The organism is Streptomyces sp. HPF1205 (assembly GCF_020400825.1).
Classification (GTDB): Bacteria; Actinomycetota; Actinomycetes; order Streptomycetales; family Streptomycetaceae; genus Actinacidiphila.
In genome coordinates this window covers 175,604-201,606 of record NZ_JAINVH010000012.1, presented here as the reverse complement: position 1 = coordinate 201,606, position 26,003 = coordinate 175,604, and the positions used below count along the sequence as shown (strand labels likewise).

Below are 26,003 nucleotides of genomic sequence, written 5' to 3'. Positions count from 1 at the left end.
GTCCGGTCGGTTTCCGGGGTCAGGCCAGGAGCCGGTTCAGCCACTGCTGCCAGGCGGCCTCGGCTCCGCGCGTGTCCGGGCCGAACAGGTGGTGGAACATCAGCACGGGGCCGGCGGCGCCGTGGTGGAAGGTGAGGATCGCGTCGCCGGTACGGACCGCGAAGCGCTCGTCGTCCGCCCAGACCACCTCGCCGTCCACCGGCGCAAGGCCCGCCGGCTCGGCGCGCACCCGCGTGCCCGCGGCCACCGGCGCCGGCAGCGACAAGGCGCGGGCGAGCGCCGCCCTCACCTCGTGCGCCGGCCGCCCGCCCGGCATCGCCACGGCGAACACGGGAACACCGGTGCGGCCGGGGAAGTGCGCCAAGTACTCGCCCAGCGTGTGGAGATGGAAGGGCCAGCCGCGGCGCAGGGCGTCGAACTCGTCCTCCCAGTCGTCACCGAGCAGACCGCTGTGGACGACGCGCAGCACGGTGCTGCCCTGGTCTCGGCCCTCGATCAGGTACTCGAACGCCATGAAGCGGCCGTCGTCGGCGGTGGCGGTACGCGTGGCCAGGCGCCTGCCAGGTTCGTACGCGGTGATCACCGCCTCCTCGCGGTGGCCACCGGTGTCCATGCCGGCGATTCCGCCCTCGCGCGGCTCCACGTCGTTGCGCCCCATGAACCAGGAGTCGATCCCCGGTCCTGTGGCGATCGCCTCCCACACCTGTTCCGGGCTGGCCGGCAGGGTCGTCTCCAGTTCGATCTCGAACGGATGCGTCATCGTTCCTCGTCCTGTCCTGCTTCACGTTCCGTCGTGTCCGTCGCCGCGGGCCGCCGCGGTTCGGTGTGTTCAGCCGCGTCCCGGGGCTGGGCTGCGGGGATCTGGTGGAGTGCGACGACCACCCGGTGGGTGCGGCCCCGCGGAGCGGACTCGTCGTGGTAGCGGCCGACCAGGGCCGCGACCGCCTGCGTCAGCTCGTCGGCGAAGGCCGTGCGGTCGGCCGCGGAGGCGAACCGCACCTGCGCGTCGATGCCGAAAGTGCTCACCCGCATGCGGGCTCGGGAGGCACCGGTCAGCAGGGCCCCGACCTCCTGCACCAGCCGGGCCCCCAGCGCCAGCAGCCACCGCGCGGACAGCTGGTCCGGTGAGCGGGAGGGGTCGGGACTGACGGCGGCCAGCGCGCTGGGGGAGATCACGTACGAGGCGGCGGTGGCGCGGTAGATCCGTTCGGTGACGTTGCCCTTGCGCCGCTCCTCGGCGAGCTCGACCAGCCCGTGACGCTCCAGTTCCTTCAGGTGGTAGTTGACCTTCTGCCGGGGCAGGTCAAGGCGGCCGGCCACCATGGCGGCCGAGCCGGGCTCGGCCAGGGCGGCGAGGATCCGGGACCGTATCGGGTCCAGGGACGCCTCCGCCGCGGCGGGCTCTTCGATCACAGCGACATCCAGCACCGTTCCAGGATGCGACCGACAAGAATTCCTGTCAAGAAAATTCGAGTTGTCGGTAAGAGCGTCTCTGCACGAGGAAGTCCACGACGGGCCGGCGCATCCATGCCGTGGTCAAGCGCCGACGCAAGGAGGCCGACACGACCTGGTGGCACGACCTGCAGATCCACCTCCCCGCCGCCACCCAGCGGTACGGCCGCCTGACCGACGAACCCGCACCCGTCGACTTCCAGGCCCCCGCCTCGCGCTGCGACCCGGTCCAGGGCCAGGCGTACGACCAGGTGCCCACCGAGCGACACGGCGTCACCCCGGACTGGAAGATCGAACAGGCCGTCTCCTTCGGCACCGAGTCCGGGTCGGCCCGGATCGTGCATCGCAGCACCTACCGCGTCCTCGCCCAGCCCGCCACCACCGGCCAGGCCCGCACCGCCCTCGAGCGCCCCGACACCGCAACCTGTCAGCTCTGCCGCCCCGACCGGCCACTCGGCAGGGCCGCGTAGGCCTGACCCAGGTCCTGTCTCCGGTGTAACGCCCTTGCCAATGGCACGGCGCCACCGCGAGGCGCCGGGCATCCGGCGCACCGTCCATGACCCAGGACGCCCGGCGTGTCCTGACCGGTACGGCGATGGCGAACCAGCGGTTGGCTTCTTCGGCCAGGGCGGGGCCGAAGCGGAAAGAGCGTGACAGGGACAGGCGGGTGCCGCGGAATCCGGTCATGATGTCGCGGGCGCCGCGCCAGTGGTAGATGGCCTGGGCGAAGTCGCCGACCATGACCCATCGGATGAGTGCGCGCTGCCGCGAAGCGACCACCGCTGCCCGCCGAGGGGACAGTTACTCGAACCGCGTCAGGTCCCCGGAGCCGCGGCGCAGGACTTCGGGTTCATCGCCGGAGAAATCGATGACGCTGGTGGGCTCGGTGCCGCAGTCGCCCGAGTCCACCACGGCGTCCAGCGCATGGTCGAGCCGCTCCTTGATCTCCCAGCCCTGCGTCATCGGCTCGGCCTCGTCGGGCAGCAGCAGAGTGCTGGAGACCAGCGGCTCACCGAGCTCGGTAAGCAGCGCCTGCGTCACGACGTGATCGGGGATACGGACGCCGACGGTTCGCTTCTTGGGATGCAGCAGTTGGCGCGGCACTTCCTTCGTCGCGGGCAGGATGAAGGTGTAACTGCCGGGAGTCGCCGCCTTGACCGCGCGGAACACATCATTATCGATCTGCACGAATTGGCCGAGCTGCGCGAAATTATGGCAGACCAGGGTGAAGTGGTGCCGGTCGTCAAGGTGACGGACGGAACGAATGCGGTCGATGCCGTCGCGGTTGCCCAGCCCGCAGCCGAGCGCGTAGCAGGAATCGGTCGGGTAGGCGACGAGCCCGCCCGACCGGATGGTGTCGGCCACGGCGCTGATGATCCGGGGCTGGGGGTTGTCCGGGTGTACGTCGAAGTATCGGGCCACCCGCCCACCCTAGGGCCTGGGCGCACCCCGCGGATCAGATGTCGATCGTGTCGATCCCGGCGAGGGTCCCCCGAGGTGGCCGCCTGCCCGCGGGCCCGGGCGCGTACCCGCCATTACTGGTGACGATCACCGCTGGCTGCGATCGCGGCCGGCGGTTGAGGAGGAGACGCAGTACTTCGCGGGCCTGGGCACGGCGGGCGGGGTCCCGGGCGAGGAGGGCGACGAAGGTGGCAAGCAGCCGGCCGGTGGCGGCCAAAGGTGAGGGCTGCGCCGGTGCAGAAGAACGCCGTCATCACCAAGGGGGTCTCCTGAGCTCGGGCACGGGCTATCCAGGACCGCGACCTGTCCGACCGCGACTTCGTCTACGTTTTTGGGTCGACGGAGTGCACCCCAAGGTCCGGCTCGGCCAGGCACACTCGTGCGTCCTGGTCCTGCTCGGCGTGCGATTGGACAGCACCAAGTAGCTGATCGCGCTCGCTGAGGGACTGCGGGAGTCGACCGAGTCGTGGGCGGCCTGCTGCGCGACTGCCGGCGGCGCGGCATGCGCGACCCGGAGCTGGTCATCGGCGCCGGCGTGATGAGCCTGTGGAAGGCCCTGGCCGAGGTTTTCCCCACTGCACGGCACCAGAGGCGCTGGGTCCATAGAGCCCGGAATGTCACGGACGCCTTGCCGAAGTCCGCCCAACCAGGCGCAACGAGGGCCGTGCAGGAGATCTACAACGCCCAGGACGCGCCCACGCCGAGAAGGCGATCGCGGCGGTCGCGAAGACCCACGGCACGAAATGGCCCAAGGCCGTCGCGAAGATCACCGACGACCGCGAGGAGCTGCTGGCGTTCTACGACTTCCCGGCCGAGCACTGGATCCACCTGCGGACCACCAACCCCATCGAGTCGACCTTCTCCACGGCCAAGCTCCGCACCAAGGTCACCCGCGGCGCCGGAAGCCCGGCCGCGGCCCTCGCGATGGTGTTCAAGCTCGTCGAGTCCGCCCAGGACCGCCGGCGCGCGATCACCGGAGCCCACCTCGTCCCCCTGGGTTCGTTCCCGCGCCCGGTTCGACAACGGCGTCCTGGTCGAGCGCGAGGAGCAGGGCGCCGCTGCCTGATGGCCCAACGCTCCTGCCGTGAGCCCCACGCCGCTCAGGAAACCGCCGCCAGGAACTCGACAGCCGCCGTCACGTTCGACGACACGTCGGTCACCGCATCCAGTACCAGGCGGTGATCGGTTCAGGGGGCGACCTCCTCCCGCAGCCGTTCCACTGCCTCCCACGTCGGTTCCGGGAAGCCGTCGATCCCGCGGGAGCGGCCTTCCAGCCGCCGGCGGTGCACCAGCGGGTCCGAGCACACCACCTCGATGAACGCCATCGGCACGCCAGATCGACCCGCCAGCGACCGCCACTGATCCCTCGCCGCTTCCACGGCGTTGACCGCGTCGACGATCACCGTCTGGCCAAGGGCGAGCACGCCACCGGCCACGGCTTCGGCCACGACATACGCCGCCAGGCCGGTGGGCTGGCCACGAGCCACTCCCGCACGCCACATCGCCGCCTCGATCGGATCGACAGAGACAACCGGAGCAGCCAGCCTCCGCCCCAACGCCTCAGCCAGCGAACTCTTCCCCGAACCGGGCAGCCCCGCCATCACGATCAACATGACGACACCCCCGCACCCCCGACCGCCGTCCAGGCCAGAACCGGGCAGACGTCCCCGACCCGGTCATGCGGTCACACCAGCTCGTCCACAGGATTTGACAATTACTCAGGGCGTCCGAGCCTTTGGACGTCGGCGCTCTGGAGACGTTGCTCAATGTCCGGCTGGGGCGGGGGTACGAGGAGGTCGGCGAGACGGGTGAGAAGTCCTTCGCAATGCGGTCTCTGCTCCGCCTGGTCTGCGACTCGGCCGGGTTCCTCTCCACCCTGCTCGCGGTGGAGCGGCCCGAGAGGTGGCAGCGGGCCGCGATCGTGCGCGAGTGGCAGCGGCTACGCAGTACGGCCCACGAGTTCAATCACTGCGAGGGCTATGACCATGATCGCTGGTGGAACCAGGTACGGCACTTCGACGCCTCCGACGAGACCGCCGACAAGGACCGGATCCGCCGGTTCGCCGATGTCGGGCCGCCCCCCAAGGCTGGACCCTAGCCACGTGAGGCGGGGATGCTTCGGCGAAGGTCGCGGAGCTGTCCGAGGGCCACGGCGAGTTCGTTGCGGAGCCGTTCGTTCTCCTCGTTCAGTTTCCGGTCGGCGTTCCGCAGCGCTCGCACCACCTTCTCGCGGGACTTGGTGGTGATCCGCTGCTGGTCGGGGGGCCGGCCGTCCAGTGGTGGGCTGCTTGCTCGCGAGGTCAAGCAACCTGGCCGGCAGCGGAGCCTGGGCTTAGCCCGATTCGTCGGCAACCCCGAGGGCGCGGCCACACTCATCGCCAATCCGGACGCAGCCGAGCAGTGCCTTGGTTGACCTTCACCTTGGGGGAAGCCACAGCATGAGGGAGCCGGGCGATGTGCCCGACGTGAGGAGGAGCGGGCATGGGGCTGCTGACCATCGGGGCGTTCGCGAAGGCGTCCCGGCTGTCGCCGAAGGCACTGCGTCTTTACGACGAACTCGGTCTGCTGACCCCCGCTCGTGTCGACCCGGTCACCGGCTACCGCCTCTACGCACCCGAACAACTGGAGCAGGCCAGGCTGGTCGCCTGGCTCCGCCGCCTGGGAATGCCTCTGGCCCGCATCCGCCGCGTCTGCACGCTGGATGCAGCCGCGGCAGCCCAGGAGGTCCGCGCGTTCTGGGTCCAGCTCGAGGCCGCCACTGCCGCACGGCGGGACCTGGCCACCTTCCTCATCGACCATCTGTCCTGGAAGGACCCTGCCATGTCCCCCACCGCCAAGCCCCTGGGAATCCGCTACGCCGCTCTGTCCGACACGGGCCTGGTCCGCGAGACCAACCAGGACACCGCCTACGCCGGTCCCCGCCTGCTCGCCGTCGCCGACGGCTGCGGCAGCCAAGGAGCCCCTGCCAGCACAGCCGCCGTCAACGCACTCAAGCACCTCGAAACCGACAGCATCCCGGCCGGCAGTCTCCTCAACGTCCTCGAAGACGTCATCGAACAGGCCAGACAGGCCGTGCACGACGCCGCCGGGAGCGGCGCTTCGCCCGAAGAAACCGGCACGACACTCACCGCGATGCTCTGGACCGGAACACAGCTGGGCCTCGTCCACATCGGCGACTCCCGCGTCTACCTCCTGCGCGACAAAGACCTGTGCCAGATCACCCACGACCACACCATGGTCCAGTCGATGGTCGACGAAGGACGGCTCACCCCGGAAGAAGCCGCCTCCCACCCCCAGCGGTCACTGCTGGTCCGAGCCCTGGGCCAAGGAGCCGATACCACTGCTGACATGCGGCTGCACGACGCCCAGCGGGGAGATCGATATCTGCTCTGCTCCGACGGTCTGTCGACCGTCGTGCCGACCGAACACATTCGCCGAGTGCTCTGCGAGATCAGCACACCCCAGCAGGCCGTCCGCGAACTCATCACCCTCGCCATCAGCTCCGGCGGCCCCGACAACGTCAGCTGCGTGGTCGCAGACGTCATGGAGCTCCAGCAGTAGGAGCGAGCGGCATGCACTTCGAGTTGCACCGGATCCGCTCCCACGAACTCATCCGTGAAGCCGACGAATACCGGCTCTTCCAACAAGTCAGGAAAGCCAAGCCGGCTCCCAAGGCCACGACAGCCGACACGTCGCGACCGACTCAACGGCGCCTGCCGGCCCGGCTCCGCGGATGAACATCACGCTGCCTACGGTTGGGCGGGACACAACCGTCCCGGCTTGTCCCCCTCAACCGTAGGCACCCAGGGTCAGAGCCCCACCCTGCCCACAGTTATCTGGGACAGGACAGCCGGCCGCCGCGTCCCGGCACCGCACCATGGAACTCCTCGGCCTCCAGCCCGGCGCCTCGGCCGGCGACCACCTCGACGAAGTCGCCGCCGGCCCCCCTGCCCGAGACCGCCGTGAAGGCCCTCGTCGCAGCCACTGGCATGACTGGCGCCCAGGCCCGCGCCCTGACCGCGCCGCGGCCCGCGCGCCCCGACCTCGCGGCCGTACGGCGCATCACCGAAGCGAACTTCACCACCGGGCGATACCGCCGCGTCGGTGCGGGCAAGACTTCGACCGCCCGCGGGCTGTCGACGGCCGTGGCCCTCGCCTTCGCCCAGCGGGCGGGCATGATGGACCCGGACGGAGCCGCACCGGCGACGGCCCGGCTCCTCGCCGCAGCAGGCGGCCGGCGGCCCCTCCTTACCGACACCGAGCCTCCTGCCACGTCTCACCAGACGCTGGCGCCCCTGCTCCTGGGCGACGCCTCCTCACCCCTGGCCTGGTCCGACGAAAGACGTCTGTCCCGGGCGACGCATCACCCCGGCGAGGGGTAGCGCAGCACCTGTTGCGCCCGACAGCTACCTCCGTATCGCTGCTGAGCTGCGCCGATTCACCCCGGAGCCTTACGCAACACCGATCAGCCCCGGCGAAGGCCGGCCTGCCGCTGCCAGGTCCGGCCAGGCCACGGTGACGTCCTGGCCTGATCGAGCCTGGCAGCGGACGCCAGCGGTCCTCCGCTCTTGCGCTGCGCGCCGGCCGGCCATTGCGCCACGGCGGATGACCAGGCACCTTCACCGACGCGGACCCGTCCCCCGACGCGGCCGCACTGGTCCCACGGGTCGCGGCCCTGGCACGGCCCGTCCACGACGAGAAGCTGAGCACCAATGAGCGGGCCCGCACGCTGCGCGCGGCGACCGACGAGTTGAGCGGCATTGCCGGCTGGAGATGACCACGCACCTGCCGTGGCTGCAGGCCCTGCCCGGTCCGCGGAGTCAGCGTCGGCGGTGCTGCGTACCGCGCTGGACGGCGACCCCGACCGCATCGACGCGCTGAACATCGCCCGCGCCTGCCAGGCGATCGGGGGCGAGGACCGGCAGGACGACCGGGCCCAGCGCACGGTCTTCCCGGCGGCCCCGTCCGACATCTGCCGGGCGGCCCGCTGACCCGGCTACGCGCCGATCCAGCCCCGGATCTCCTCGGCGACGCTGCGCACGTCAAGGCCGTCGCGGATGCGCGCGGCCAGCTCGGCGGCCTGCTTGCCGGTGGCGGTGACGGCCACGCCGGAGGCGGTCAGGTAGGAGGCGGCGACCACCGCGCCGAACAGCTCGTTGCCGTATTCCAGGCCGGGTACGCGCACGAGCTGGTGCATCAGGGCGGCCGCGCGGTGGTGCACGTCGGTGTAGACGTAGGTGTCCATGACCTTGTCGGTATGGCGAGCGACGGCTGCCGCCATCGTCCCGAAGTCGACGGTGTCGGGGTCGCCGGGGATCGACTTCTGCGCGAGGTCGAGGAGCCAGGCCCGGTCGATGGTGACGATCACGCGGCGTTCACGTCATCCCGGCCGGTGTCCTTGGCCGGGGGGCGGCCGAACTGCTCGGCGAAGTCCTCGGCCCAGGCGTCCGCGAAGTGGGCGCCGGCCTGCAGGAAGCGGTGCCGCAGGTCGTTTCCCGCGTCGGTCGCCAGCGTCGTCACGTACTCCGTCACGCTCATGCCGGCCGCCTTCGCACGGGCCTCGATGCCGGGCAGGTCCTTCTCCTCGTCGACCCTGATGTTGATCTGCTTCAGTCCCATGGCGTCGAGCGTAGCGGCGTCTACGAGCCGCTACAACCTGCTTCGGGGACGGTTGCCGTCGCCCGTTCGGGTGGCGGCCGCCGTTGTCGGGGTCGAGGGGTCATAGATGGCGGCAAGCCGTGGATATCCGAAGCGCTCGTCAGCCATGCCGCCGACCGTGGGCGGAGCCGGGCCCAGCGGCTACTGGGTTCGGTTGATGCCGCGGGCCCGGACCCGGGTGGGACTGATCAAACTTCGATGACACGAACTCGCGCTTGTCAAAGTTCGATGGCACACGATCAAGGTTCGGTGGCACAGAACAACTCCCGCCGGGTGCGGTAGTGGAGGCTGTTCCACCATGGAATCGAACGGAGAATCGAACTAGCCTGGAGCCGTGAGCGAGGACGCGGGCAGCCCGGAAGACCTGCCCTGGCCGACGGGCCGCTGGTGCGCGTGGAACTCCACGACGGCCAGCACCTGTACGCCGTCGTCAAGCGCCGGCGTTGCGAGGCCGACACGACATGGTGGTACGACCTGCAGATCCACCTCCCGGCCGCCACCCACAGGTACGGCAGGCTCTCGGACGAACCCGCGCCCGTCGTCCAGCAGGTGCACCGCTGGCTGCGGCCCGGCGCTGACCGGCCCGGGCGGGCGCAGGCGCTGACCGGCAACGGCCGGTGGGCGGCGCGGACGCCAACGTCTGTCGGTGCTCAGCCGTAGGGTCCGGGTATGGAGGAGATCACCTACGTGCGGGGGGACGCGACCCAGCCGCACAGCGGGGGACCGAAGATCATCGGGCACTTGTGCAATGACCGGGGCGGCTGGGGCAAGGGATTCGTGCTCGCGGTCTCCAGGCGCTGGCCCGAGCCGGAGGCGGCCTACCGCCGCTGGCACCGGGAACGGGCATCGAACGGCTTCGGCCTCGGAGCCGTCCAGCTCGTCCAGGTGGACCGGCTGCTGTGGGTGGCCAACATGATCGGCCAGCACGGCATCCGTACCGGCAGCAACGGCCCACCGGTGCGGTACGAGGCGATCGACACCGCTCTGGCCACGCTTGCCGACCGCGCCCTTCAGCTCCACGCATCGGTCCACATGCCCCGCATCGGCTGCGGCCTGGCCGGCGGGAAATGGAGCCGGGTGGAACCCCTCGTCGTCCGCAGACTGACCGAACAAGGGATACCCGTCACCATCTACGACTACCAGGCGTGATCAGCTAAGTGGGTGTTTGGTTCTTCAAGAGCGAATCCGGGATCGGCGGGGCCCGGCGGATTGGTGATTGATTTTGCTCGCGCAAAGGACTGTTCATGCGAGATCAGACTGTCCGGGAACGGCCTGGAACGTTCCTGCTGCGGTGAACGCGTTGGTGATCGGCGCGATGAGCGAGGCGAAGCGGCGGGCGCCTGCGTTGCCGATCGGTGCCCACAGCGCGGCGCAGTGCTCGTCTGTCTCCACTTCGATGCGCTCGCGTGCCGCGCTGCCGGTGTCGGTGACAACGCCGTGGGAGTCGAGCCAGCCGCGCGCGACGAGGCGTGCTGTCGCCGCGCTGCACTCCTCGTCGTCCCACTGGCGGGTCGCTCGCGCGAGAGCGGTGGGGAGGCGGCCGGTTGCGGTGTGCAGGACGAGGCAGTCGCACGGTCGGAGGCCGTTGTCGGCGAGTACGACGAGATACGCGTCGCCGCCACTCGCGCGCCACCGTGATCTGCTGCCACAGTGCGACAAGGGGATCGGATGGAAGCGGGACCGCTGCGTTCGCGGCCGCCAGCACCTTTCCGGCGTAGTCGGCGCCGGCGACGACCGCGTCGATCAGCAAGCGCGCCTCGGCAAGGTGGTCATCCCTGAGATGTACGTTGACGCGCCGCATCGCCCGTCCGGCGGCCAGGTAACGGGCGGCCTGCCACTGCTCCGGCGGCGCCGCCTCCCATACGCCCGCCATGGCCCGCACTGCCCGCGGGCTGCAGTTGTAAAAGGCCGCGAGCGTGACCTGCCACGGAACCGCGCCCATCGCGGCCGACCGGAAGGCCAGATACGCCGGCCCGCGGTCGGTCACGCCGAGCCCGGCCGCCTCCTCGGCGCTCTCGGGGGCGAGATAGATGAACAGGTGGGCGGCGCTGACGGCGCGGCTGACGTCACGGACGGCGTTCAGGTCCATCGGGCCGCCGCCGGTACGGGCGGAGCCGGGAAGGGCGTCGAGGTGCATGGCGGTGGTGTCTCCCGGAGGCGGGTGGCGCTGTCACGCGGGTGTTTCGGCAGTGGCGATCAACACCGCGCGTCCGAGGGTGTGACCGGCCATGGTGAAGCCGAGGACGGCCGGTGTGGCGTCGGCCGGGACGCGGCCGACGAATCTCCGACTCAGGTCGCTAGGCAGTTTCGTTTGGATCAGCGGGCGGACCAGAGGAAGATGGCCGCGCCACCCCCAGACGTAGGGTCCGCCCCTGGGGGGATTCAGCTGGTCATGGAGCAGGGACAGGACCTGGATGAACGGCATGCCGGGCGGGGCGAGGCGGACGGCGAGGGCGGTCAGCGCGCTCTGGGCGTGCCGGGCTCGCCCGGCCGGGCCGTGCGGATCGATGACCAGGGTAATCGGGCCGATCACGTCGGTTGTGACGCCGCGTCGGCGCAGTTCGGCCGTGGTCAGGGCGCGCGCCGGACAGACCGGGCCAAGGCGGTCCGCGGAGCGCAGCAACCAGGTGTTCGGGTGCCAGCAGACCTCGCCGGCCGAGCCGGTAAACTCTCGGGCCGTCAGCCTTGGTTCCGACAGGGGGAGTCGGCGCATGCGAACCGGTCCACGACTTGCGGCGGTCGCCGTCGCGGTGATCCTGCTGGCCGGCTGTTCCGGCAGCGGCTCGAAGAGCGCTGCCGGCGGCGGCAGGGGGCCGGTGGCCGACGCGCTGGGCAGGGTCCATGCGACGGACCTCACCAAGACGGCTTTCGAGTTCGGTGATACCGCCGGATTGCTCCGTCTCGACGGCGGGCGGACCACCGGCAGCGCGCCGTTCTCAAAACTGTTCGACTACGGCGCGTCCGGCATCGCCGCGCAGTACCAACTCCTGCCGGACAAGACCGGCATCGACCTGACCCGGGCAACCTCGGCAATCACCATCGGCCGGCCGCCGAACCAGGTCGGGGTCCTGTACGGCTCCTTCGACGCCGCCGCGATAGGCACCAAGCTGCAGGCGCTCGGCTACCACAAGCGCGCCGACGGCGGGGACACGGTGTGGACCCTGCACGACGACCACCGGCTCGACCCGAACGGTCCGCTGGCCGACCTCGGAATCGTGGCGCAGCTCAACGTCGTGCACGTGTCGGACACGCGCATCGTCTACGGCGGCGCCGGCTCCGACATCGACCAGGCGCTCAGCGGCAAGCCGACGCTGGCCGACGACCCGGCGTACGCCGGACTGGCCGGCTGCCTGGGCGACGCGCGTGCCGCGGTGATCCAGACCGATCCGCAGACCTGGCCGTTGCCGTTCGGTGTCGGCGTCACCGCCACTTCGGCCACCGACGAGGAGGAAGTCCTCTGTGTCGCGACGAAGGACGACGCCTCGGCCAAGGCGCTGGCCGCGGCGTGGCCGGACCGGGTGGCGCAAGGCACGTCGCAGCGCACCGCGCAGCCATGGTCGGACCTGCTGACCGCTCCCCAGGCGAAGGTAGTAGGCGGTGCGGCACACATCGTGCAGCTGCGCGCACACGCAGCCCACGACCACGAGCCCGGGGTCCTGTTCGACGCCGCCAACACCCGTGACCTTTCCGCGCTGCTGGGCACCCCGGCGCCCACACCCGCCAAGCCCTGACCGGCGCGGCCAGGATCTGTCGTACGGCCGTGGCCGGCCGACGCGCCGGGGGCCGTCAGCGGCCGGCTTCCACGGTTCCGCCCCGCGCTTGCCTCCTCGCGCGCGACCTCCAGGGCCGGCTGTGGCTGTACGACGGGAAAGCGACGGCACGCTCTGCGGCCGCCGCCGGATCGGCACTGGCAGGAAGATGTACGACCAGTTCCTCGGCCTCGACTGGAACGGCGACGGCCGCGGCGACATCATCGGCCGCACCGAGTCGGGCACGCTGTACGCCTACGACTCCGACGGGGCCGGCGGCTACGCGGGCCGCGTCCGGGTCGCCACGGGCCTGGCGAGCTACAACGTGATCGCGAACGATGGCCACCAGCCGGACTTCGGCAAGGGCCAGATCGTCGGCCGGACCGCCAGCGGCGAGCTCTACGTGTACACGGGGCGGGAGGACGGCACGCTCTTCCCGGGCGGGGATTCCGGGTCCGGCTTCACGCCGAGGTACTACCCCCTGCTGACGTACGCCGTGGCCGCGACCGACGACGGCCAGAGCGGAATGCTCGCCAGTAACAGCTACAACGAGCTGACGAACATCGGGGCGTCCGCGTCCGAGACGATCCCGGGCGGCCACTACACCGCGGCGGCCGGCCCCGGCGACTTGAACGGCGACTTGAACGGCGACGGCCACGGTGACGTGGTCGCCCGCGACACCCACGGCGACCTGTGGTTCAAGGCACGCGGCGCGAGCGGCGCCTTCACCGGCAAGCCGGTCCTGATCGGCGGCGGCTGGAAAATCTACAACCGGATCGTCGGCGCCGGCGACCTGACCGGCGACGGCATCGCGGACATCGCCGCCGCCCCCGCTTGCTCTGCCACTCACCCCCAGCGGCTGGGCCAGTCCACCAGTTCGGCGAACGCCAGGAAGCCGACCACAACGAGCACGGGCGCGCTGAGCGCCAGCAGCGTCCGGACGGTGCGGTACCGCTCCCGCAGCGGCAGCACCCAGCTCGCGAACAGCACGGACAGCGCCACCCCGAGCACGGCTTGAAGGACGTGGAAGCCGCCGGTGAAGCTGCTGTCGAAGGCGTCTGCCTTCGCCCCGTCGCACGCGTCGCACGCCATCGCCGAGGCTGAGGCGAACACCAACGCGAGTCCTGCCAGGGGCAGCGTGGCGATCATCGAGAGCAGCGGGCCGGCCCCCAGGCGGGCGCGCTCGTCGGGACCCGCCGTACGCGGCCCCCGGTACGACTCCCACTTCGCGTCGTCCTCGTCGAAGTCGGTGTCCTCGTCGGCACCGGCGTTCGGGTATGCGTCCATGCCCCTACTCAACTCCCCTGTTGCTCCGTCGGCATGGGTGCGCGTACTCATCCCGTCCTGAGTCACGGTCGGGGTCGCCGCGGTCGACTCCATCACTTCGCCCGGCGGGCCTGCCCGTCGTCGGGCCCAGCCGGTCCTCCCCAGCCCCGCGGGCCCCGCCGCGAGGAAGCGCACCGAACGGCGGCCCGGGCTACCCGGACGCGGCGGCCGTATCCGGCCCGCAGGTGCCCAGGGCCGCCAGAATGTCGGCGGCCCGGCTGCGGTGCGCACGGTAACGCCGCAGGTAGGAGCGTGCCATGGGGCCCGGGGGTACTCCGCGGGCGAAGGCGCGCATGTTGTGTGCGCCCGCGTTGTAGCCCAGGGCGAGGAGTTCGTCCCGGGTGTAGCGGCGCACGTGCCGCCGCGGCAGGCGGCGGTCGAGGTCCCCCAGGTGCAGGGCGGCCGCGTGGACGGCGAAGGCGGGGTCGTCGCGCAGGTCCTCCCACCGCCCGGACAGGCCGTGGTCGCGCCGTACCTGTTCGAACGTCGCCCGGTGCATGTTGGCCACGCCGTACGACGCCCCCGGCTTCCACCACTGCCACAGCCGTTCCAGCAGCGGGTTGTGGGGCTTGTACGCCTCGTTGTGCAGCACGGTCAGCACGAGGAGGGGCGGGACCCCGGCCCGCGCGGCGCTGCGCACGCAGGCCGCGGCGTGGTCGGCCGGATCGTAACCGCCGGGACGCAGCGGCGGCGTGCGGGCGCCCCCGCGCGGCCCGTCTCCCTGTTCCGTCACCCGCACCCCTCGCCCGGCCATCCCGCCCCTCTTTCCGACGTCCCCGCCGTCCGCACCACGCCCGGGCGGCACCTCACGTGCACCCTTGCGGGAGCGCATGCCCGCGCGCGGCACCCTCAAGCCGGCCGGACGGGCACGCTCGGCTCACGGCCCGGCGCGGGCCGGGGGGACCCGCGCTTCAGCCCCCTCCGGCGGGTCGGCGAGGACCCGGCGCGGCTCCGGCAGGCCCCGGCGTCGAGTGCGGCTCGCCGAACTCGGACTCGACCGGGCATCGCCAGCCATGTGTGCGACCCCGCCGAGGCCGAGCGGATCGGCGCGCACGTCGCCGAAGCGGGCGCGGTCTGTCTTGACGCACCGGTCAGCGGCGGCGGTCCCGGCGCCCGGGCCCGCACCTTGACCACATGCGTCGGCGGGCACTCGGACACCTTCCGCGCCGCCCGCCCGGTGTTCGAGGCTTTCAGCGACACCGTGCGGCTGATGGGCCCGGTGGGAGGCGGACAGCTCACCGAGCTGTTCAACGACGCGCTGACCATCACCAACATGAAGAACGCCGAAGACGTCCTTGCCCTGGCCGAACGGATCGGTCTCGACGTGCCCACGCTGATCGAGGCCATCGGCGCCGGCAGCGGTGGCAGCGCGGCACTGCGCGCTCTCGGCACCGACATCACCCCCGACCTCGCCGAACACCTCCAACCGCTGATGCGCGAGGACATGCACCCCTTCGCGCATGCCGTACGCGAGCGCGGCGCATGTCCCGACGACGTCCTGGCACGTGGTGAGGCAGGCGCGTCCGGTCTGGTCCAAGCCGCCCGCCTGGTCGCCCGGGCCAGGGCCTGAACCTCCCACGGAATCCCGTCCAGCCGGCTGAGGCGGCGGGCCAGGACTGTCCGGGGGCTCTGCCCCCGGCTTCCGGCGGCAGGGTCAGCCGGCCGGCGGGCCGGACGCGCCGCCCGCCGTGCCCGCTGCGGTGGCCGGCGTGGCGTCCGCCCCGGTGGCCGCCGCGGTGTCCCCCATGCCCGCCGCGTCCAGCAGCGCCGCCGCGGTTCCGACCGCCAGCCCGTCCAGCACCTCGGAACCGATGCCGGCGCGGGCGCCGGCCCCGTCGTACACGACGGTGAGGCGCCGGGCGAGCAGGACGGGATCGGCGACGCCGGCGCGTTCGGCCTCGGCCCGGAAGAAGTCGGTCAGGTCCCGCTTGGCGCGTGCGGCCACCACGCTGGCCGGATGCCCCGGGTCCTTCAACTCCACCTGCGTGGCCAGGAAGGGACAGCCGCGGTAGTCGGGCGAGGCCGCGGCCTCCTCCAGCCGCCGGAAGACGTACAGGACACGGTCGCGCGGCGCCTCGGGCTCGCCGGGCGGCGGCAGCAGCAGTGCGCTGAGGGCCGGGGCCCGGCGCTCCAAGGCGGCGGCCAACACCTCGTCCTTGCTGTCGAAGAGCTGGTACATCGAGCGCTTCGAGACACCCGCGGCCCGGCACAGCGCGTCGATGCCCGTACCCACGCCCTCCCGGTAGAAGAGCGCGGCCGCGGTGTCGAGCAGCCGGTCGCGGGGGGAGAGCTTCGGCGTGGTGGTCATGCGCCCAGGTTAGCGCCCCGGCTCGACATCGGAAACCGATCGGTTTACAGTCGGGGAAACCGATCGGTTTCCAGTGGGCCCCGCAAGCCCCGGCCGGAACCGGCCCACAACCACGAGCTTGATCACGAAGGGCTTCCCATGGACATCCAGGGCTCCGTCGCACTCGTCACCGGGGGCAACCGCGGCATCGGCGAGCACTTCGTCAGGGCGCTGCTCGACGCGGGCGCCGCGCAGGTGTACGCCGCCGCACGCGACCCGCGGCAGGTCACCGTGCCCGGCGCCGTGCCGCTGCGGCTGGACATCACCGACCCCGAGGCCGTACGCGCCGCCGCCGAACAGGCTCCCGACGTCACGCTGGTGGTCAACAACGCCGGCACGTCCACCGGGGCCGCCCTGCTGGACGGCGAGCTGGCCGACTGGCGACGGGAGTACGAGACGCACGTTCTCGGCACCCTGTCGGTCAGCCGGGCCTTCGCGCCGGTCCTCGCGCGCAACGGGGGCGGCGCCTTCCTCAACGTGCTGTCCGCGCTGTCCTGGCTCGCCCTGCCCGGCAGCGCCGCCTACAGCGCGGCCAAGGCCGCGGAATGGTCGCTCACCAACGCCCTGCGGGTCGAACTCGCCGCCCAGGGAACCCAGGTGACCGCCCTGCACATGGGCTATGTCGACACGGACATGACGGCGGCGGTCCAGGCGCCGAAGTCCGCACCCGCGGACATCGTCCGCACCGCCCTCGCCGGTCTGGCCGCCGGCGACTTCGAGGTCCTCGCGGACGACACGGCCAAGCAGGTGAAGTCGGGCCTGTCCGCCGGTGTCGCGGCTCTCTACCCCCAGCTCGCGCGCTGAGCCCGCCACCGCCGCCCGGTTGCCGCGTCCAGGCCACGACGTCGGGGCTACGGAGGGTCACCAGGACCGCGATCACGATCCCTCGTGGGTCGCGGCTGAGACCCGCTCCGCCCGGAGCATCTCGTCCCCGCCCGGGCCACGGGCCGCGAGGGCGTATGGGACCGGCTGGCCGCCATGCCGTTCTGAGCGCGGGGCGGCCGGTGCCCCCGCGTGGGAGCGGGGGCACCGGCCGGGGGGACGGGGTCAGGAGCAGGTGATCTGCGCGCCGGCCCAGTCGGCGTGGTCGCTGTCGTTGCCGTCGCCGCCGTCGGTGACGACGAGGTCCACCGTCTGGGCGCCGGTGATGTCGGCGGTCAGCGGGTGGCCGCCGGTGGTGCTGGTGACGATCCCGCTGTCGGCGACCTTCTTGCCGTCGGCGAGGACCTCGAACTCCACCGAGCCCTTGCTGTTCATCTTCTCGTCGTCGATGCCGACCGTGGCCGTCAGCGAGGTGCAGGTGCCGGCGGTGTAGTAGGCGACGTCGCTGGGGGCGTGGACGCCGAGGCCCTTGGCGTAGACGGTGCCGCCCAGGGTGATCGGCCGGCCGTCGCCCGCGGCCGTCTCACCGTTGCTGGTGTCGCGCTCGACCGGACCCCAGCCGTTGCTCGCCGACAGCCACGGCAGGTCGCTCAGGTACGAGGTGCCGGCCGGTGGCGGGACGGCGACGGTGATCCGGCCGGCCAGCGGCACGGTGACGGCGCCCTTGCCGCCGCCGCGGGTGTACGTGACGGTGCCGGACAGGTCGTAGGTGCCCGTCGCGGTGCCGGCGGGCACGTCCACGTGCCAGGTGGTGGCCAGGGTGTGGCCGCCGGGCAGCGCCGGGGTGCCGGTGGCGCCCGCCGGGCGGACCGACCAGCCGCCGGGTGCGGTGAGCCGGACCTGGACCTGGTGCGCCGGGGCGGTGCCGAGGTCGGTGACGGAGGTGGTGATGTCGGCGCCCTTGCCGGGCTGGACGAAAGCGGTGCCGGTGACGCCGGCGTCGAGGAGGGCCGGGTTCTGCATCGCGTGCGCGTCGGTGCCGACCCGCAGCAGCACGGTGCCGTGTGCCGGGACGGTCGCGGCGAGCGTGCCGGCGGACTGGAAGTCGCGGTGCTGCCACAGGTCCCGCACCAGGTAGCCGTTGTCGGAGGCCGGCAGGCCGGCCGCGGCCGCGGTGGTGGAGATGTGCTGCGGCCGGTCGGACTCGTTGAACAGCGCGACCGCGCGGTCGCCGCCGGCGAGCTGCTTGACGATCACCTGGGCGCCGCCGCTGGAGGACAGCACGGTCGCCTGCTTGCCCAGCGGGTCCTGGTCGAGCGCGATGACGTCCTTGTTGAGCAGGATCTGCAGCGTCGCCGGGGTGGCCTTGCGCAGGTCGGTGCCGATGAGCAGCGGCGCGTTCATCATCGACCACAGCGAGAAGTGCGTGCGGTACTCGGTGTCGGTCATGCCGCCGTTGCCGACCTCCAGCATGTCGGGGTCGTTCCAGGCGCCGGGCTCGGCGTAGGCGGCAAGCGGCAGGTTGGCGTCCGTGATGGACTTCAGGCTGCCCCAGTTGTCGCTGATGTCGCCGGTGGTGCGCCACAGGTTGCCGATGTCGCCGGCCCACTCCCAGGGCTGGACCTGGCCCCACTCGCAGATGGAGTAGACGATCGGCCGCCCGGTCGCCTTGAGCGCGTCGCCCATGGCGGTGTAGCGGTTGACGAAGTCGGCCCTGGTCCCGTCGCTCTTGTTGTTGCAGTTGTCGTACTTGAGGTAGTCCACGCCCCAGTCGGCGAAGGTCTGCGCGTCGACGGCCTCGTGGCCGAGGCTGCCGGGGTAGCCGGCGCAGGTCGCGGTGCCGGCGTCCTCGTAGATGCCGAGCTTGAGGCCCTTGGCGTGCACGTAGTCGGCGGTGCCCTTGATGCCGTCGGGGAACTTGACGGGGTCGGGGACCAGCCGCCCGGAGGCGTCGCGGGTGTGGGTCATCCAGCAGTCGTCGATGTTGACGTAGGTGTAGCCGGCGTCCTTCAGCCCGGAGCTGACGAAGTAGTCGGCAGTGTCCTTGATCAGTTGCTCGCTGACGTTGCAGCCGAAGGCATTCCAGTCGTTGAAGCCCATCGGCGGGGTGAGGGCGAGGCCGTTGTCCACGGCGGCCGCCCCGGGCGCCGTGGCGACGGCGGCCGTGACCGCGGCCACTGAGAGGCCGCCGGCCCACATGGCTCCCGCGGTGACGCAGGACAGGATCCTGCGGGTGATCGGCATACGAGGTCCCATCGTAGGTTCCAGCCGGATCGTCGGAACAGAATCCGACGCAACTCAACAGTTGGCCACATGACAGTCCCGGTACCTGTGCACTGTCAAGAGATGTGACAGGAACTCATCGGTCCGCACCTCCCGCAACCTTGCCCCGTCATCCGCGTCCTGTGGCCACCAAACCAGGACAAGTGAGTTTCCGCCCTTCGGCGGTGATGACCTTCGTCCTGCCTATTGCTCCGGCGGGCTCACCCTCCTATTGTTCGACTTCGATTGAATATGTTTGGAGTTGACTACTCATCAGCGAACGTGGAGGCGCAGTGCGACGTCATCCGTACGACTCCGCGGCCGGGAGATCCGGCCGCCGCAGAAGGTGGTGGGCCACGGCCGCGGCGGCCGTGGCCCTCGCCCTGTCCGCCGGTCAGGCGGTCCCCGCGATGGCCGCCGACGCCGCCGGGCACACCGCGAAGGCGCCCGCCGGGGCTCCCGCCGCCGCGGGCACGCCGCACAAGGTGACCTTCGACGGCTACTCGTTCCTCGTCGACGGCGACCGCACCTACCTGTGGTCCGGCGAGTTCCACTACTTCCGGCTGCCCAGCCCGGACCTGTGGCTGGACATCTTCCAGAAGATGAAGGCCGCCGGCTTCAACGCCACGTCCCTGTACTTCGACTGGGACTACCACTCGCCCGCGCCGGGCGTGTACGACTTCACCGGCGTGCGCGACGTCGACAAGCTGCTCGACATGGCGCAGCAGGCCGGCCTGTACGTCATCGCGCGCCCGGCCCCGTACATCAACGCGGAAGTCGACAGCGGCGGGCTCCCCGGCTGGCTCACCACCAAAAAGGAGCAGAACCGCACCGACGACCCGCAGTTCCTGAAGTACGCCGACGAGTGGCTCACGCAGATCGACCGCATCCTCGCCCGCCACCAGCTGACGAACGGCACCGGCACGGTCATCGCCTACCAGGTGGAGAACGAGTACTACAACGGCTCCGCCTCCGCCCGCGCGTACATGAAGCACCTGGAGGACAAGGCCCGCGCCGACGGCATCACCGTTCCCCTCACCGGCAACAACAACGGCACGTTCAACTCCGGTGACGGCGCCCTCGACGTCGACGGCCCGGACTCCTACCCGCAGGGCTTCAACTGCTCCAGCCCCACGCAGTGGGCCGGCGTGCCCGACATCAGCTACGACCACCCGGCGGGAAGGCCCCTCTACACCCCGGAGTTCCAGGGCGGCGCCTTCGACCCGTGGGGCGGCCCGGGTTACGACAAGTGCGCCCAGCTGATCAACGACCAGTTCGCGAACGTCTTCTACAAGCAGAACATCGCGGTCGGCGCCACCGCCCAGAGCTTCTACATGACCTACGGCGGCACCAACTGGGGCTGGCTGGGCATGCCGGAGAACTACACCTCCTACGACTACGGCGCCGCGATCCGGGAGACCCGGCAGCTCGACCCGAAGTACGACGAGGACAAACTCATCGGCTACTTCACCCAGTCCGAGGCGCCGCTGACCAAGACCGACCAGATCAGGACCATCCCGCCGGACGACCCCGCGGTCATCGACACCGCCCGCAGGAACCCGGACACCGGGACGCAGTTCCACGTGCTGCGGCACGGCAACTCCACGTCCACCGCGGTGGACAGGACCCACATTTCCCTGGACTTCAACGCCAAGCCCGCCGCCGACACCTCCTACACCTGGGACGACCCCGATCCGGCGCTGGCCTACGCCGGCGCGTGGTCGCACGTGGCCGACCAGAGCTACACCGGCGGCGACTACAAGCACACCGAGTCCTTCTCCAACACCAAGGGCGACTCGGTCACCGTCCCCTTCGACGGCACCGCCGTGCGCTGGATCGGCTCAAAGACCGACAATCACGGCTACGCCGACGTCTACCTCGACGGCGCCAAGGTCGCCACGGTCGACGACTCCGGCGGCGAGAGCCAGGCGGTGGTCTTCCAGAAGAGCGGACTGGCCGCGGGCTCCCACACCCTGAAGATCGTCGTGACCGGCAGCCACAGCTCCGCGTCCACCGACAACTTCGTGGCGATCGACGCCATCGACGTGCCCAAGGACGGCGAGACGCTCCAGCCGACCTACCCCGTCGTCCCACAGCAGCCCGGCACCGCGATCACCCTCGACGGCCGCGACTCGCACATCATCGTCGCCGACGACAAGCTCGGCGACACCCAGCTGCAGTACTCCACGTCCGAGATCATGACCACCGCCGCGATCGGCGGCCGGGACGTCTCGGTGCTCTACGGCGACAAGGGCAGCGACGGCGAGACGGTGCTGCGCTACACCTCCCGGCCCACCGTCACCGCCACCGGCGGCGACGTCGCCACCACCTGGGACCCGGCCACCGGCGACCTGCGGCTGAACTACACCCACGACGGCCTGCTGCGCATCGCCATCAGCGGCGGCGGCTCCCGCCCGCAGCTGCTGCTCGTCGGCGACAAGGCCACCGCGGCGACCTTCTGGCGCCAGGACACCGCCACCGGCCCGGTCCTGGTCCGCGGCACCCACCTGCTGCGCACCGCCACCAGCCTCGACGGCGGCCACATCGTCGCGCTGACCGGCGACAACGCCGACGACAAGGACATCGAGGTCTTCACCTCGGCGGACACCGTCACATGGAACGGCCGCACCCTGTCCACCACCGCCACCGCCACCGGCAGCCGCACCGCACAGATCCCGGTCGCCGCGCCCGTCACGCTGCCCGCGCTGACCGACTGGAAGCACGCCGAGGAGTCCCCCGAGGCCGCACCCGGCTTCGACGACTCCGGCTGGCAGGTGGCCGACAAGACCACCACCAACAGCTCCTCGGGCGTCAACTCGCTGCCGGTGCTCTACGCCGACGACTACGGCTTCCACACCGGCAACACCTGGTACCGCGGCCGCTTCCGGGCCTCCGGCTCCGAGACCGGAATCCACCTGGTGTCCGACTCCGGCGGCCGGGCCCAGGCCTTCTCCGCCTGGCTCAACGGCACTTTCCTGGGCAGCTCCACCACGGGCAGCGCCGACTTCACCTTCCCCGCCGGCGCGGTGAAGCCCACCGGCGACAACGTACTGTCCGTGCTGACCGTCAACATGGGCCACGAGGAGGACTACGGCTCCTCCAACGGCAACAAGACCGCCCGCGGCCTGACCACCGCCTCCCTGACCGGTGCGCCGCTCACCCCGGTCACCTGGCGCATCCAGGGCGTGCGGGGCGGTGAGGACCCGGTCGACACCGTGCGCGGCCCGCTCAACAACGGCGGCCTGTACGGCGAGCGGGCCGGCTGGGACCTGCCCGGCTACCCCGACGAGTCCTGGCAGGACGTCACCCTTCCCGCCACCGACACCACCCCGGGCGTCTCCTGGTACCGCACGGACGCCGACCTCGACCTGCCGCACCACCAGGACACCTCGGTCGGCCTGACGTTCACCGACGACCCGGCGCGCCGGTACCGCGCGACGATCTTCGTCAACGGCTGGCAGGTCGGCAACTACGTCAACTACCTTGGCCCACAGCACTCCTTCCCGGTGCCGAACGGCATCCTCGACCCCAACGGCCACAACACCATCGCCATCGCGGTATGGAACCTGGACGGCACCACCGGCGGGCTCGGCAAGGTGGAGCTGACGAACTACGGCAGCTACGCCTCGTCGCTGCGCGTAGCGCAGAACGCCGGCCCGCGCTACGACCCCAGGGCGTACGCCATGCCGAAGGCACCCGGCGCCCACGTCGCGCTCGACGTGCCGGGCACCGCCCAGGCGGGCACCCCCTTCACCGCGACCGCGACGGTGAGCGTCCCGGCGGACCAGCCGACGGTCTCCGCCCTGACGGCGGCCCTCACGCTGCCCGACGGCTGGACAGCGAGCGCCCCGCAGCCCCCGGCGGTCACCCGGGTCACGCCCGGCACGTCGGCGGCCATCCGCTGGACGGTCACCCCGCCCGGCGGGACGCTGCCCGACGCCTCGGCGCTGACAGCGACCGCGCACTTCACCCAGCGCGGGAAGGCGGCCACCGCCGCCGACGAGCGCGTCATGAAGGCGATACCGCCGGTGCCGCCGGCCGGGCAGAACGCGGTGAGCGACCTGCCCTTCCTGTCCGCCTCCAACGGCTGGGGGCCGGTGGAGCGCGACACCAGCGTCGGCGAGCAGGCGGCCGGCGACGGCAGGCCGATCACCATCGCCGGCACGAAGTACGCCAAGGGGCTGGGCACCAACTCGATCAGCGACGTCCAGCTCTACCTCGCCGGCACCTGCACCCGGCTGACCGCCGCGGTGGGCGTCGACGACGAGACGGGCGGCGGCGGCACCGTCACCTTCTCGGTGCTCGCCGACGGCAAGGTCCTCACCACCACCCAGACGATCCGCGGCCGCCAGGCGGCCGTCCCGATCAACGTGGACGTCACCGGCGCCCAGGTCCTGGACCTGCGGGTCGGCGACGCGGGAGACGGCAACGGGCAGGACCACGGCGACTGGGGGACGCCCGTGCTGACCTGCGGCTGACCCCCGCCCGACACCGTCGTACGCCCGTCCGGCCGCCGGCCGGACGGGCGTACGCGTGCCGCGCCTTGAGCCGGGCTCAGCGGCAGAACGCCTCGCGCGGCGGGCCGCTGCGAGCGTCTTCAACGGCATCCCGTCGAACGCCCGGCGGGTGCCCGTGCCCTACGGGTGGTCCCGCTTCGGCGCCGAGTCGGGCAGGAAGAAGTCGCGGACCGCGTGCACCACGACCTGAACGGAGGGGGTGTGCGGCGGCTCGGGGTCCGGCCCCCGTACGGCCGGGCCGCCGGGGGCCGGCGGGGCCGGGGGCGGGCCGGCTGCCGGGAGGGCGGCGGGTTCGTCGGCCCGGGGCAGTGCGGGCAACGGGGGCTTTTCCGGCGGTGCGTCCTCGCCTTCGCCGGTCATCTGCGTGACGAAGGCCGCGGCGAGCTGGTCGGGTGTCGGGTCGCCGTACCGCGTTCCGAAAGCGGCCAGGACGCGAGGGATCACGGTCTCGTTCCACTGGGGCGCCCTCAGCCGTCCCGGGCAGGAATGGGTCCGCGCGGTCCAGGCACCGAACAGGGTGTGGTGGCCGAGGCCCGGGTCGGCGGCGGAACGGCACACCCGGCGGCCGATCGTGGGGTGTGTACGCAGCAGCCACACGTGCAGCCGGACGAGCGCGTCGGTCTGGGCGTCGGTCCACGGCTGCCACGCGTGGCCCTCGGTGGTGACGGCGACGGCTCCGGTGGTGTCGGCGCGGCGGTTGGCCCGGTAGGTCGCGTCGGCTCGTGCGGTGGTGTCGATCCACTGCACGATGGTGCCGTCGCGGCCGATTCCGAAGTGGCTCTGCCCGATCGCGTGGCCGTGGGCGTCGGCGCGCCGGAAGCGGCGGTCCGCGGCGGCCGGCGTGGATCCCATGGTGTGGACGACGATCTGCGTCGGGTTGATGGTCGGGCGAGGGGTGCCGGGCGGGGCGAGCAGCCTGGTGGTGGCGAACGGGCAGAAGGCCACGTCAGTTCTCCTGTGCGGCCGGGGCCGGGTCGGTCAGCCGGCGGTAGGTGCGCCGCAGGTCCACCACCGAGCTCGCGCTGGTCACCCAGGCGAGCGGGGCGTAGTGGACGCGAATGCCGGCCGGCTGCAGCAGCAGCGGCTCGCCGGCCGCGTTCTGCGGCCACTCCACAGTGCCGGTGACCGTGCGGGCGGCAACGGTCCAGTAGTCGCCGGGGCGGTACGCGCCGCCCGGCCGGAACCACACCTGAAGGCCGTCCTCCAGGTCGGTCCAGGATCCCTCGGGGATCTGCAGGGCGCCGCCGGCCTGCCGGGGCGAGCCGGGGCCGCCGGCCGCGCCGTGGTCCCAGCGCCGCAGGAACGGATGGCGGTCGGCGCGCCGGCCGACCCCCGGCACCGGCTCGCCGGACAGGCGCACCCGGCGGCCGGGCAGGTCGACCTCCTCGACCCGCAGCAGTGGAGCGGGCTCGCCCCTGCTGGTGTAGGCGGTGTCGGCGATCTCGATCCAGTCGCCGGCGTCGAGCACGAGTTTGTCGTCGTTGCCCAGGGTGGCCAGCGCCACCCAGGTGCCGTCGATCCCGGAGACGGGGAAGACGACGCTGCCGTTCTCGCGCGACCACTTGAAGGTGGCGCCCTCGGCGGCCGTTCCCCCGTGGTGGATCTCGATGCGGTAGAGCTGGTTCTCGGCGCCCCGGTAGCGGGCTCCGGGACGGACCATACAGGGGTCCTCGTCGGCGTGCTCGGGGCGCCGGGTGCGCACGGCCAGCCGGGCGGTGGAGGTCTGCTGGGCGTCGGCCCAGGTCTCGAAGGCGTTGCGGACGGTCTCCGCCGGGCCGTCGGGGACGTCCAGCTCCTGCGCGGGCAGCGGCAGCACCTGCCAGACCGTCTTGAGGCGGGCCGCGGTGTCGGGCATCGCCGTACCGAGGGCGACCTCGCGGATCGCCGGGTCCTCCGCGGCGGTGACGGCGCGCTCCCACACCTTGAGGTAGACCAGGTACGGGAACCGGCTGGGCAGCCGGTCCTGGTCGTGTTCCGGGTCGCGGTAGGCGTCGGGCTGGTCCCAGTACGTCCACGAGGAGCCCGAGGCACCGGACTCGTCCTGCCCGGGCGGCCACACGCCGTCCTCCGGGACCGCCTGGCCGGGTTCGGGCCGCGTCGCGTCGAGGAGGATCCCGTCGACGTAGTAGCGGCCGCTGCCGATGGTCAGGTCGTCCGCCTCGTGGTCGCCGGCCACGTGGTCGATGGCGAAACCGGCCGCGCCGAGCGGGCCGCCGTTGCGCCCGATGACGTCTGCGGCAAGGGTGCGGACGCGGTGGAGTTCGATGGCCGCCTGCTCGTTGGCGTCGGCGTCCAGCTGGACGCGGCCCTGCTGGGCGAGGACCGCGGCGTAGTGCTCGGTGGGCCGGAAGGTCACGCGCGAGAAGTCGGCGTGCATGGTTCCCCCTTTTTCGGGCTTCACGGGTGGTG

Annotated in this window: 25 protein-coding genes and 3 pseudogenes; 13 read left to right on the top strand and 15 right to left on the bottom strand. The window is 71.7% G+C overall.

All coding sequences use genetic code 11. The features are described from left to right. Positions 1–19: 19 nt before the first annotated feature. Together K7G61_RS16425 and K7G61_RS16420 are read right to left on the bottom strand one after the other, a co-directional pair. Positions 20–760, bottom strand: a complete 741-nt coding sequence (locus K7G61_RS16425; protein WP_225847586.1) for an SRPBCC domain-containing protein — start codon at positions 758–760, stop codon at positions 20–22. Beyond that, complete coding sequence (locus K7G61_RS16420; protein WP_225847585.1) at positions 757–1,428, bottom strand: helix-turn-helix domain-containing protein; 672 nt, start codon at positions 1,426–1,428, stop codon at positions 757–759. Before K7G61_RS16420 ends, K7G61_RS16425 begins: the two co-directional genes overlap by 4 nt. 104 nt (positions 1,429–1,532) lie before the next feature. On the opposite strand from K7G61_RS16420, the gene K7G61_RS16415 reads away from it, so the two are divergent. Then, the gene (locus K7G61_RS16415; protein ID WP_225847584.1) at positions 1,533–1,922 is read left to right on the top strand and encodes a DUF6233 domain-containing protein; all 390 of its coding nucleotides are present in this window, start codon (positions 1,533–1,535) and stop codon (positions 1,920–1,922) included. A gap of 109 nt (positions 1,923–2,031) precedes the next feature. Here the strand turns inward: K7G61_RS16415 and K7G61_RS16410 are convergent. Both K7G61_RS16410 and K7G61_RS16405 read right to left on the bottom strand, forming a co-directional pair. After that, a pseudogene (locus tag K7G61_RS16410) lies at positions 2,032–2,199 on the bottom strand (DNA helicase); the annotation flags it as partial. Between the two features lie 54 nt (positions 2,200–2,253). Beyond that, the gene (locus K7G61_RS16405; RefSeq protein WP_225847583.1) at positions 2,254–2,874 is read right to left on the bottom strand and encodes an L-threonylcarbamoyladenylate synthase; all 621 of its coding nucleotides are present in this window, start codon (positions 2,872–2,874) and stop codon (positions 2,254–2,256) included. Positions 2,875–3,415: 541 nt separating this feature from the next. Between K7G61_RS16405 and K7G61_RS16400 the strand changes: the two are divergent. Continuing rightward, positions 3,416–4,095, top strand: a pseudogene (locus tag K7G61_RS16400) (transposase). 5 nt (positions 4,096–4,100) lie between these two features. Here K7G61_RS16400 and K7G61_RS16395 read toward each other — a convergent pair. Next, a complete protein-coding gene (locus tag K7G61_RS16395) occupies positions 4,101–4,526 on the bottom strand; it encodes an ATP-binding protein (protein ID WP_225847582.1) in 426 nt (141 codons plus the stop codon). 122 nt (positions 4,527–4,648) lie between these two features. Here K7G61_RS16395 and K7G61_RS16390 point away from each other — a divergent pair, with 122 nt between their 5' ends. Next, positions 4,649–5,011 carry a hypothetical protein gene (locus K7G61_RS16390; protein ID WP_225847581.1) on the top strand — a complete coding sequence of 121 codons (363 nt, stop codon included), beginning with the start codon at positions 4,649–4,651 and terminating at the stop codon, positions 5,009–5,011. On the opposite strand, the gene K7G61_RS16385 is transcribed toward K7G61_RS16390, so the two are convergent. Beyond that, positions 5,008–5,217, bottom strand: coding sequence for a hypothetical protein (locus K7G61_RS16385; RefSeq protein WP_225847580.1), 210 nt, complete (start codon positions 5,215–5,217; stop codon positions 5,008–5,010). The two genes, K7G61_RS16390 and K7G61_RS16385, sit on opposite strands and share 4 nt — an antisense overlap. A gap of 177 nt (positions 5,218–5,394) precedes the next feature. Between K7G61_RS16385 and K7G61_RS16380 the strand changes: the two genes are divergently transcribed. The 3 genes from K7G61_RS16380 (at position 5,395) to K7G61_RS16370 (ending at position 7,904) form a co-directional block, all read left to right on the top strand. Next, positions 5,395–6,474: a protein phosphatase 2C domain-containing protein gene (locus tag K7G61_RS16380; protein ID WP_225847579.1), complete on the top strand. Its 1,080-nt coding sequence runs from the start codon at positions 5,395–5,397 to the stop codon at positions 6,472–6,474. Positions 6,475–6,902: 428 nt separating this feature from the next. Continuing rightward, a complete protein-coding gene (locus K7G61_RS16375) occupies positions 6,903–7,295 on the top strand; it encodes a hypothetical protein (protein WP_225847578.1) in 393 nt (130 codons plus the stop codon). 408 nt (positions 7,296–7,703) lie between these two features. Then, positions 7,704–7,904, top strand: a complete 201-nt coding sequence (locus tag K7G61_RS16370; protein WP_225847577.1) for a hypothetical protein — start codon at positions 7,704–7,706, stop codon at positions 7,902–7,904. A gap of 5 nt (positions 7,905–7,909) precedes the next feature. Here the strand turns inward: K7G61_RS16370 and K7G61_RS16365 are convergent, their stop codons facing one another. Then, the gene (locus K7G61_RS16365) at positions 7,910–8,281 is read right to left on the bottom strand and encodes a fic family toxin-antitoxin system, toxin component (protein ID WP_225847576.1); all 372 of its coding nucleotides are present in this window, start codon (positions 8,279–8,281) and stop codon (positions 7,910–7,912) included. Then, positions 8,278–8,532 carry a hypothetical protein gene (locus K7G61_RS16360; protein ID WP_225847575.1) on the bottom strand — a complete coding sequence of 85 codons (255 nt, stop codon included), beginning with the start codon at positions 8,530–8,532 and terminating at the stop codon, positions 8,278–8,280. Before K7G61_RS16360 ends, K7G61_RS16365 begins: the two co-directional genes overlap by 4 nt. Positions 8,533–8,958: 426 nt before the next feature. Between K7G61_RS16360 and K7G61_RS16355 the strand changes: the two genes are divergently transcribed. Next, positions 8,959–9,231, top strand: a complete 273-nt coding sequence (locus K7G61_RS16355; protein ID WP_225847574.1) for a hypothetical protein — start codon at positions 8,959–8,961, stop codon at positions 9,229–9,231. Positions 9,232–9,240: 9 nt separating this feature from the next. After that, entirely contained in the window at positions 9,241–9,720 is a 480-nt protein-coding gene (locus tag K7G61_RS16350) for a macro domain-containing protein (protein ID WP_225847573.1), read from the top strand. A 93-nt stretch (positions 9,721–9,813) separates the two neighbouring features. Here K7G61_RS16350 and K7G61_RS16345 read toward each other — a convergent pair. Together K7G61_RS16345 and K7G61_RS16340 are read right to left on the bottom strand one after the other, a co-directional pair. Beyond that, positions 9,814–10,708: pseudogene (locus tag K7G61_RS16345) on the bottom strand (hypothetical protein). Between the two features lie 33 nt (positions 10,709–10,741). Further along, the gene (locus tag K7G61_RS16340) at positions 10,742–11,284 is read right to left on the bottom strand and encodes a hypothetical protein (protein WP_225847572.1); all 543 of its coding nucleotides are present in this window, start codon (positions 11,282–11,284) and stop codon (positions 10,742–10,744) included. Here K7G61_RS16340 and K7G61_RS16335 point away from each other — a divergent pair. Both K7G61_RS16335 and K7G61_RS37295 read left to right on the top strand, forming a co-directional pair. Next, positions 11,283–12,302, top strand: a complete 1,020-nt coding sequence (locus K7G61_RS16335; RefSeq protein ID WP_225847571.1) for a hypothetical protein — start codon at positions 11,283–11,285, stop codon at positions 12,300–12,302. The two genes, K7G61_RS16340 and K7G61_RS16335, sit on opposite strands and share 2 nt — an antisense overlap. Positions 12,303–12,423: 121 nt before the next feature. Next, complete coding sequence (locus K7G61_RS37295) at positions 12,424–13,338, top strand: FG-GAP repeat domain-containing protein (protein ID WP_374204142.1); 915 nt, start codon at positions 12,424–12,426, stop codon at positions 13,336–13,338. A gap of 459 nt (positions 13,339–13,797) precedes the next feature. Here K7G61_RS37295 and K7G61_RS16325 read toward each other — a convergent pair whose 3' ends face one another. Further along, positions 13,798–14,379 (bottom strand): lytic transglycosylase domain-containing protein, encoded by a 582-nt coding sequence (locus K7G61_RS16325; RefSeq protein ID WP_225847569.1) that lies wholly within the window; start codon positions 14,377–14,379, stop codon positions 13,798–13,800. 282 nt (positions 14,380–14,661) lie between these two features. Here K7G61_RS16325 and K7G61_RS16320 point away from each other — a divergent pair, with 282 nt between their 5' ends. Next, the gene (locus K7G61_RS16320; protein WP_225847568.1) at positions 14,662–15,216 is read left to right on the top strand and encodes an NAD(P)-binding domain-containing protein; all 555 of its coding nucleotides are present in this window, start codon (positions 14,662–14,664) and stop codon (positions 15,214–15,216) included. A gap of 84 nt (positions 15,217–15,300) precedes the next feature. Here the strand turns inward: K7G61_RS16320 and K7G61_RS16315 are convergent, their stop codons facing one another. Further along, positions 15,301–15,954 (bottom strand): TetR/AcrR family transcriptional regulator, encoded by a 654-nt coding sequence (locus tag K7G61_RS16315; protein ID WP_225847567.1) that lies wholly within the window; start codon positions 15,952–15,954, stop codon positions 15,301–15,303. Positions 15,955–16,092: 138 nt separating this feature from the next. Here K7G61_RS16315 and K7G61_RS16310 point away from each other — a divergent pair, with 138 nt between their 5' ends. Next, positions 16,093–16,797 (top strand): SDR family oxidoreductase, encoded by a 705-nt coding sequence (locus K7G61_RS16310; RefSeq protein WP_225847566.1) that lies wholly within the window; start codon positions 16,093–16,095, stop codon positions 16,795–16,797. 243 nt (positions 16,798–17,040) lie between these two features. Here the strand turns inward: K7G61_RS16310 and K7G61_RS16305 are convergent, their stop codons facing one another. Next, entirely contained in the window at positions 17,041–19,059 is a 2,019-nt protein-coding gene (locus K7G61_RS16305; protein WP_225847565.1) for an NPCBM/NEW2 domain-containing protein, read from the bottom strand. A gap of 428 nt (positions 19,060–19,487) precedes the next feature. Between K7G61_RS16305 and K7G61_RS16300 the strand changes: the two genes are divergently transcribed. Beyond that, positions 19,488–23,555 carry a beta-galactosidase gene (locus K7G61_RS16300; RefSeq protein ID WP_225847605.1) on the top strand — a complete coding sequence of 1,356 codons (4,068 nt, stop codon included), beginning with the start codon at positions 19,488–19,490 and terminating at the stop codon, positions 23,553–23,555. A gap of 159 nt (positions 23,556–23,714) precedes the next feature. Here the strand turns inward: K7G61_RS16300 and K7G61_RS16295 are convergent, their stop codons facing one another. Beyond that, positions 23,715–24,539: an N-acetylmuramoyl-L-alanine amidase gene (locus K7G61_RS16295; protein ID WP_225847564.1), complete on the bottom strand. Its 825-nt coding sequence runs from the start codon at positions 24,537–24,539 to the stop codon at positions 23,715–23,717. A 1-nt stretch (position 24,540) separates the two neighbouring features. Then, positions 24,541–25,971 carry a DUF6519 domain-containing protein gene (locus K7G61_RS16290; protein WP_225847563.1) on the bottom strand — a complete coding sequence of 477 codons (1,431 nt, stop codon included), beginning with the start codon at positions 25,969–25,971 and terminating at the stop codon, positions 24,541–24,543. Positions 25,972–26,003: the final 32 nt, after the last annotated feature.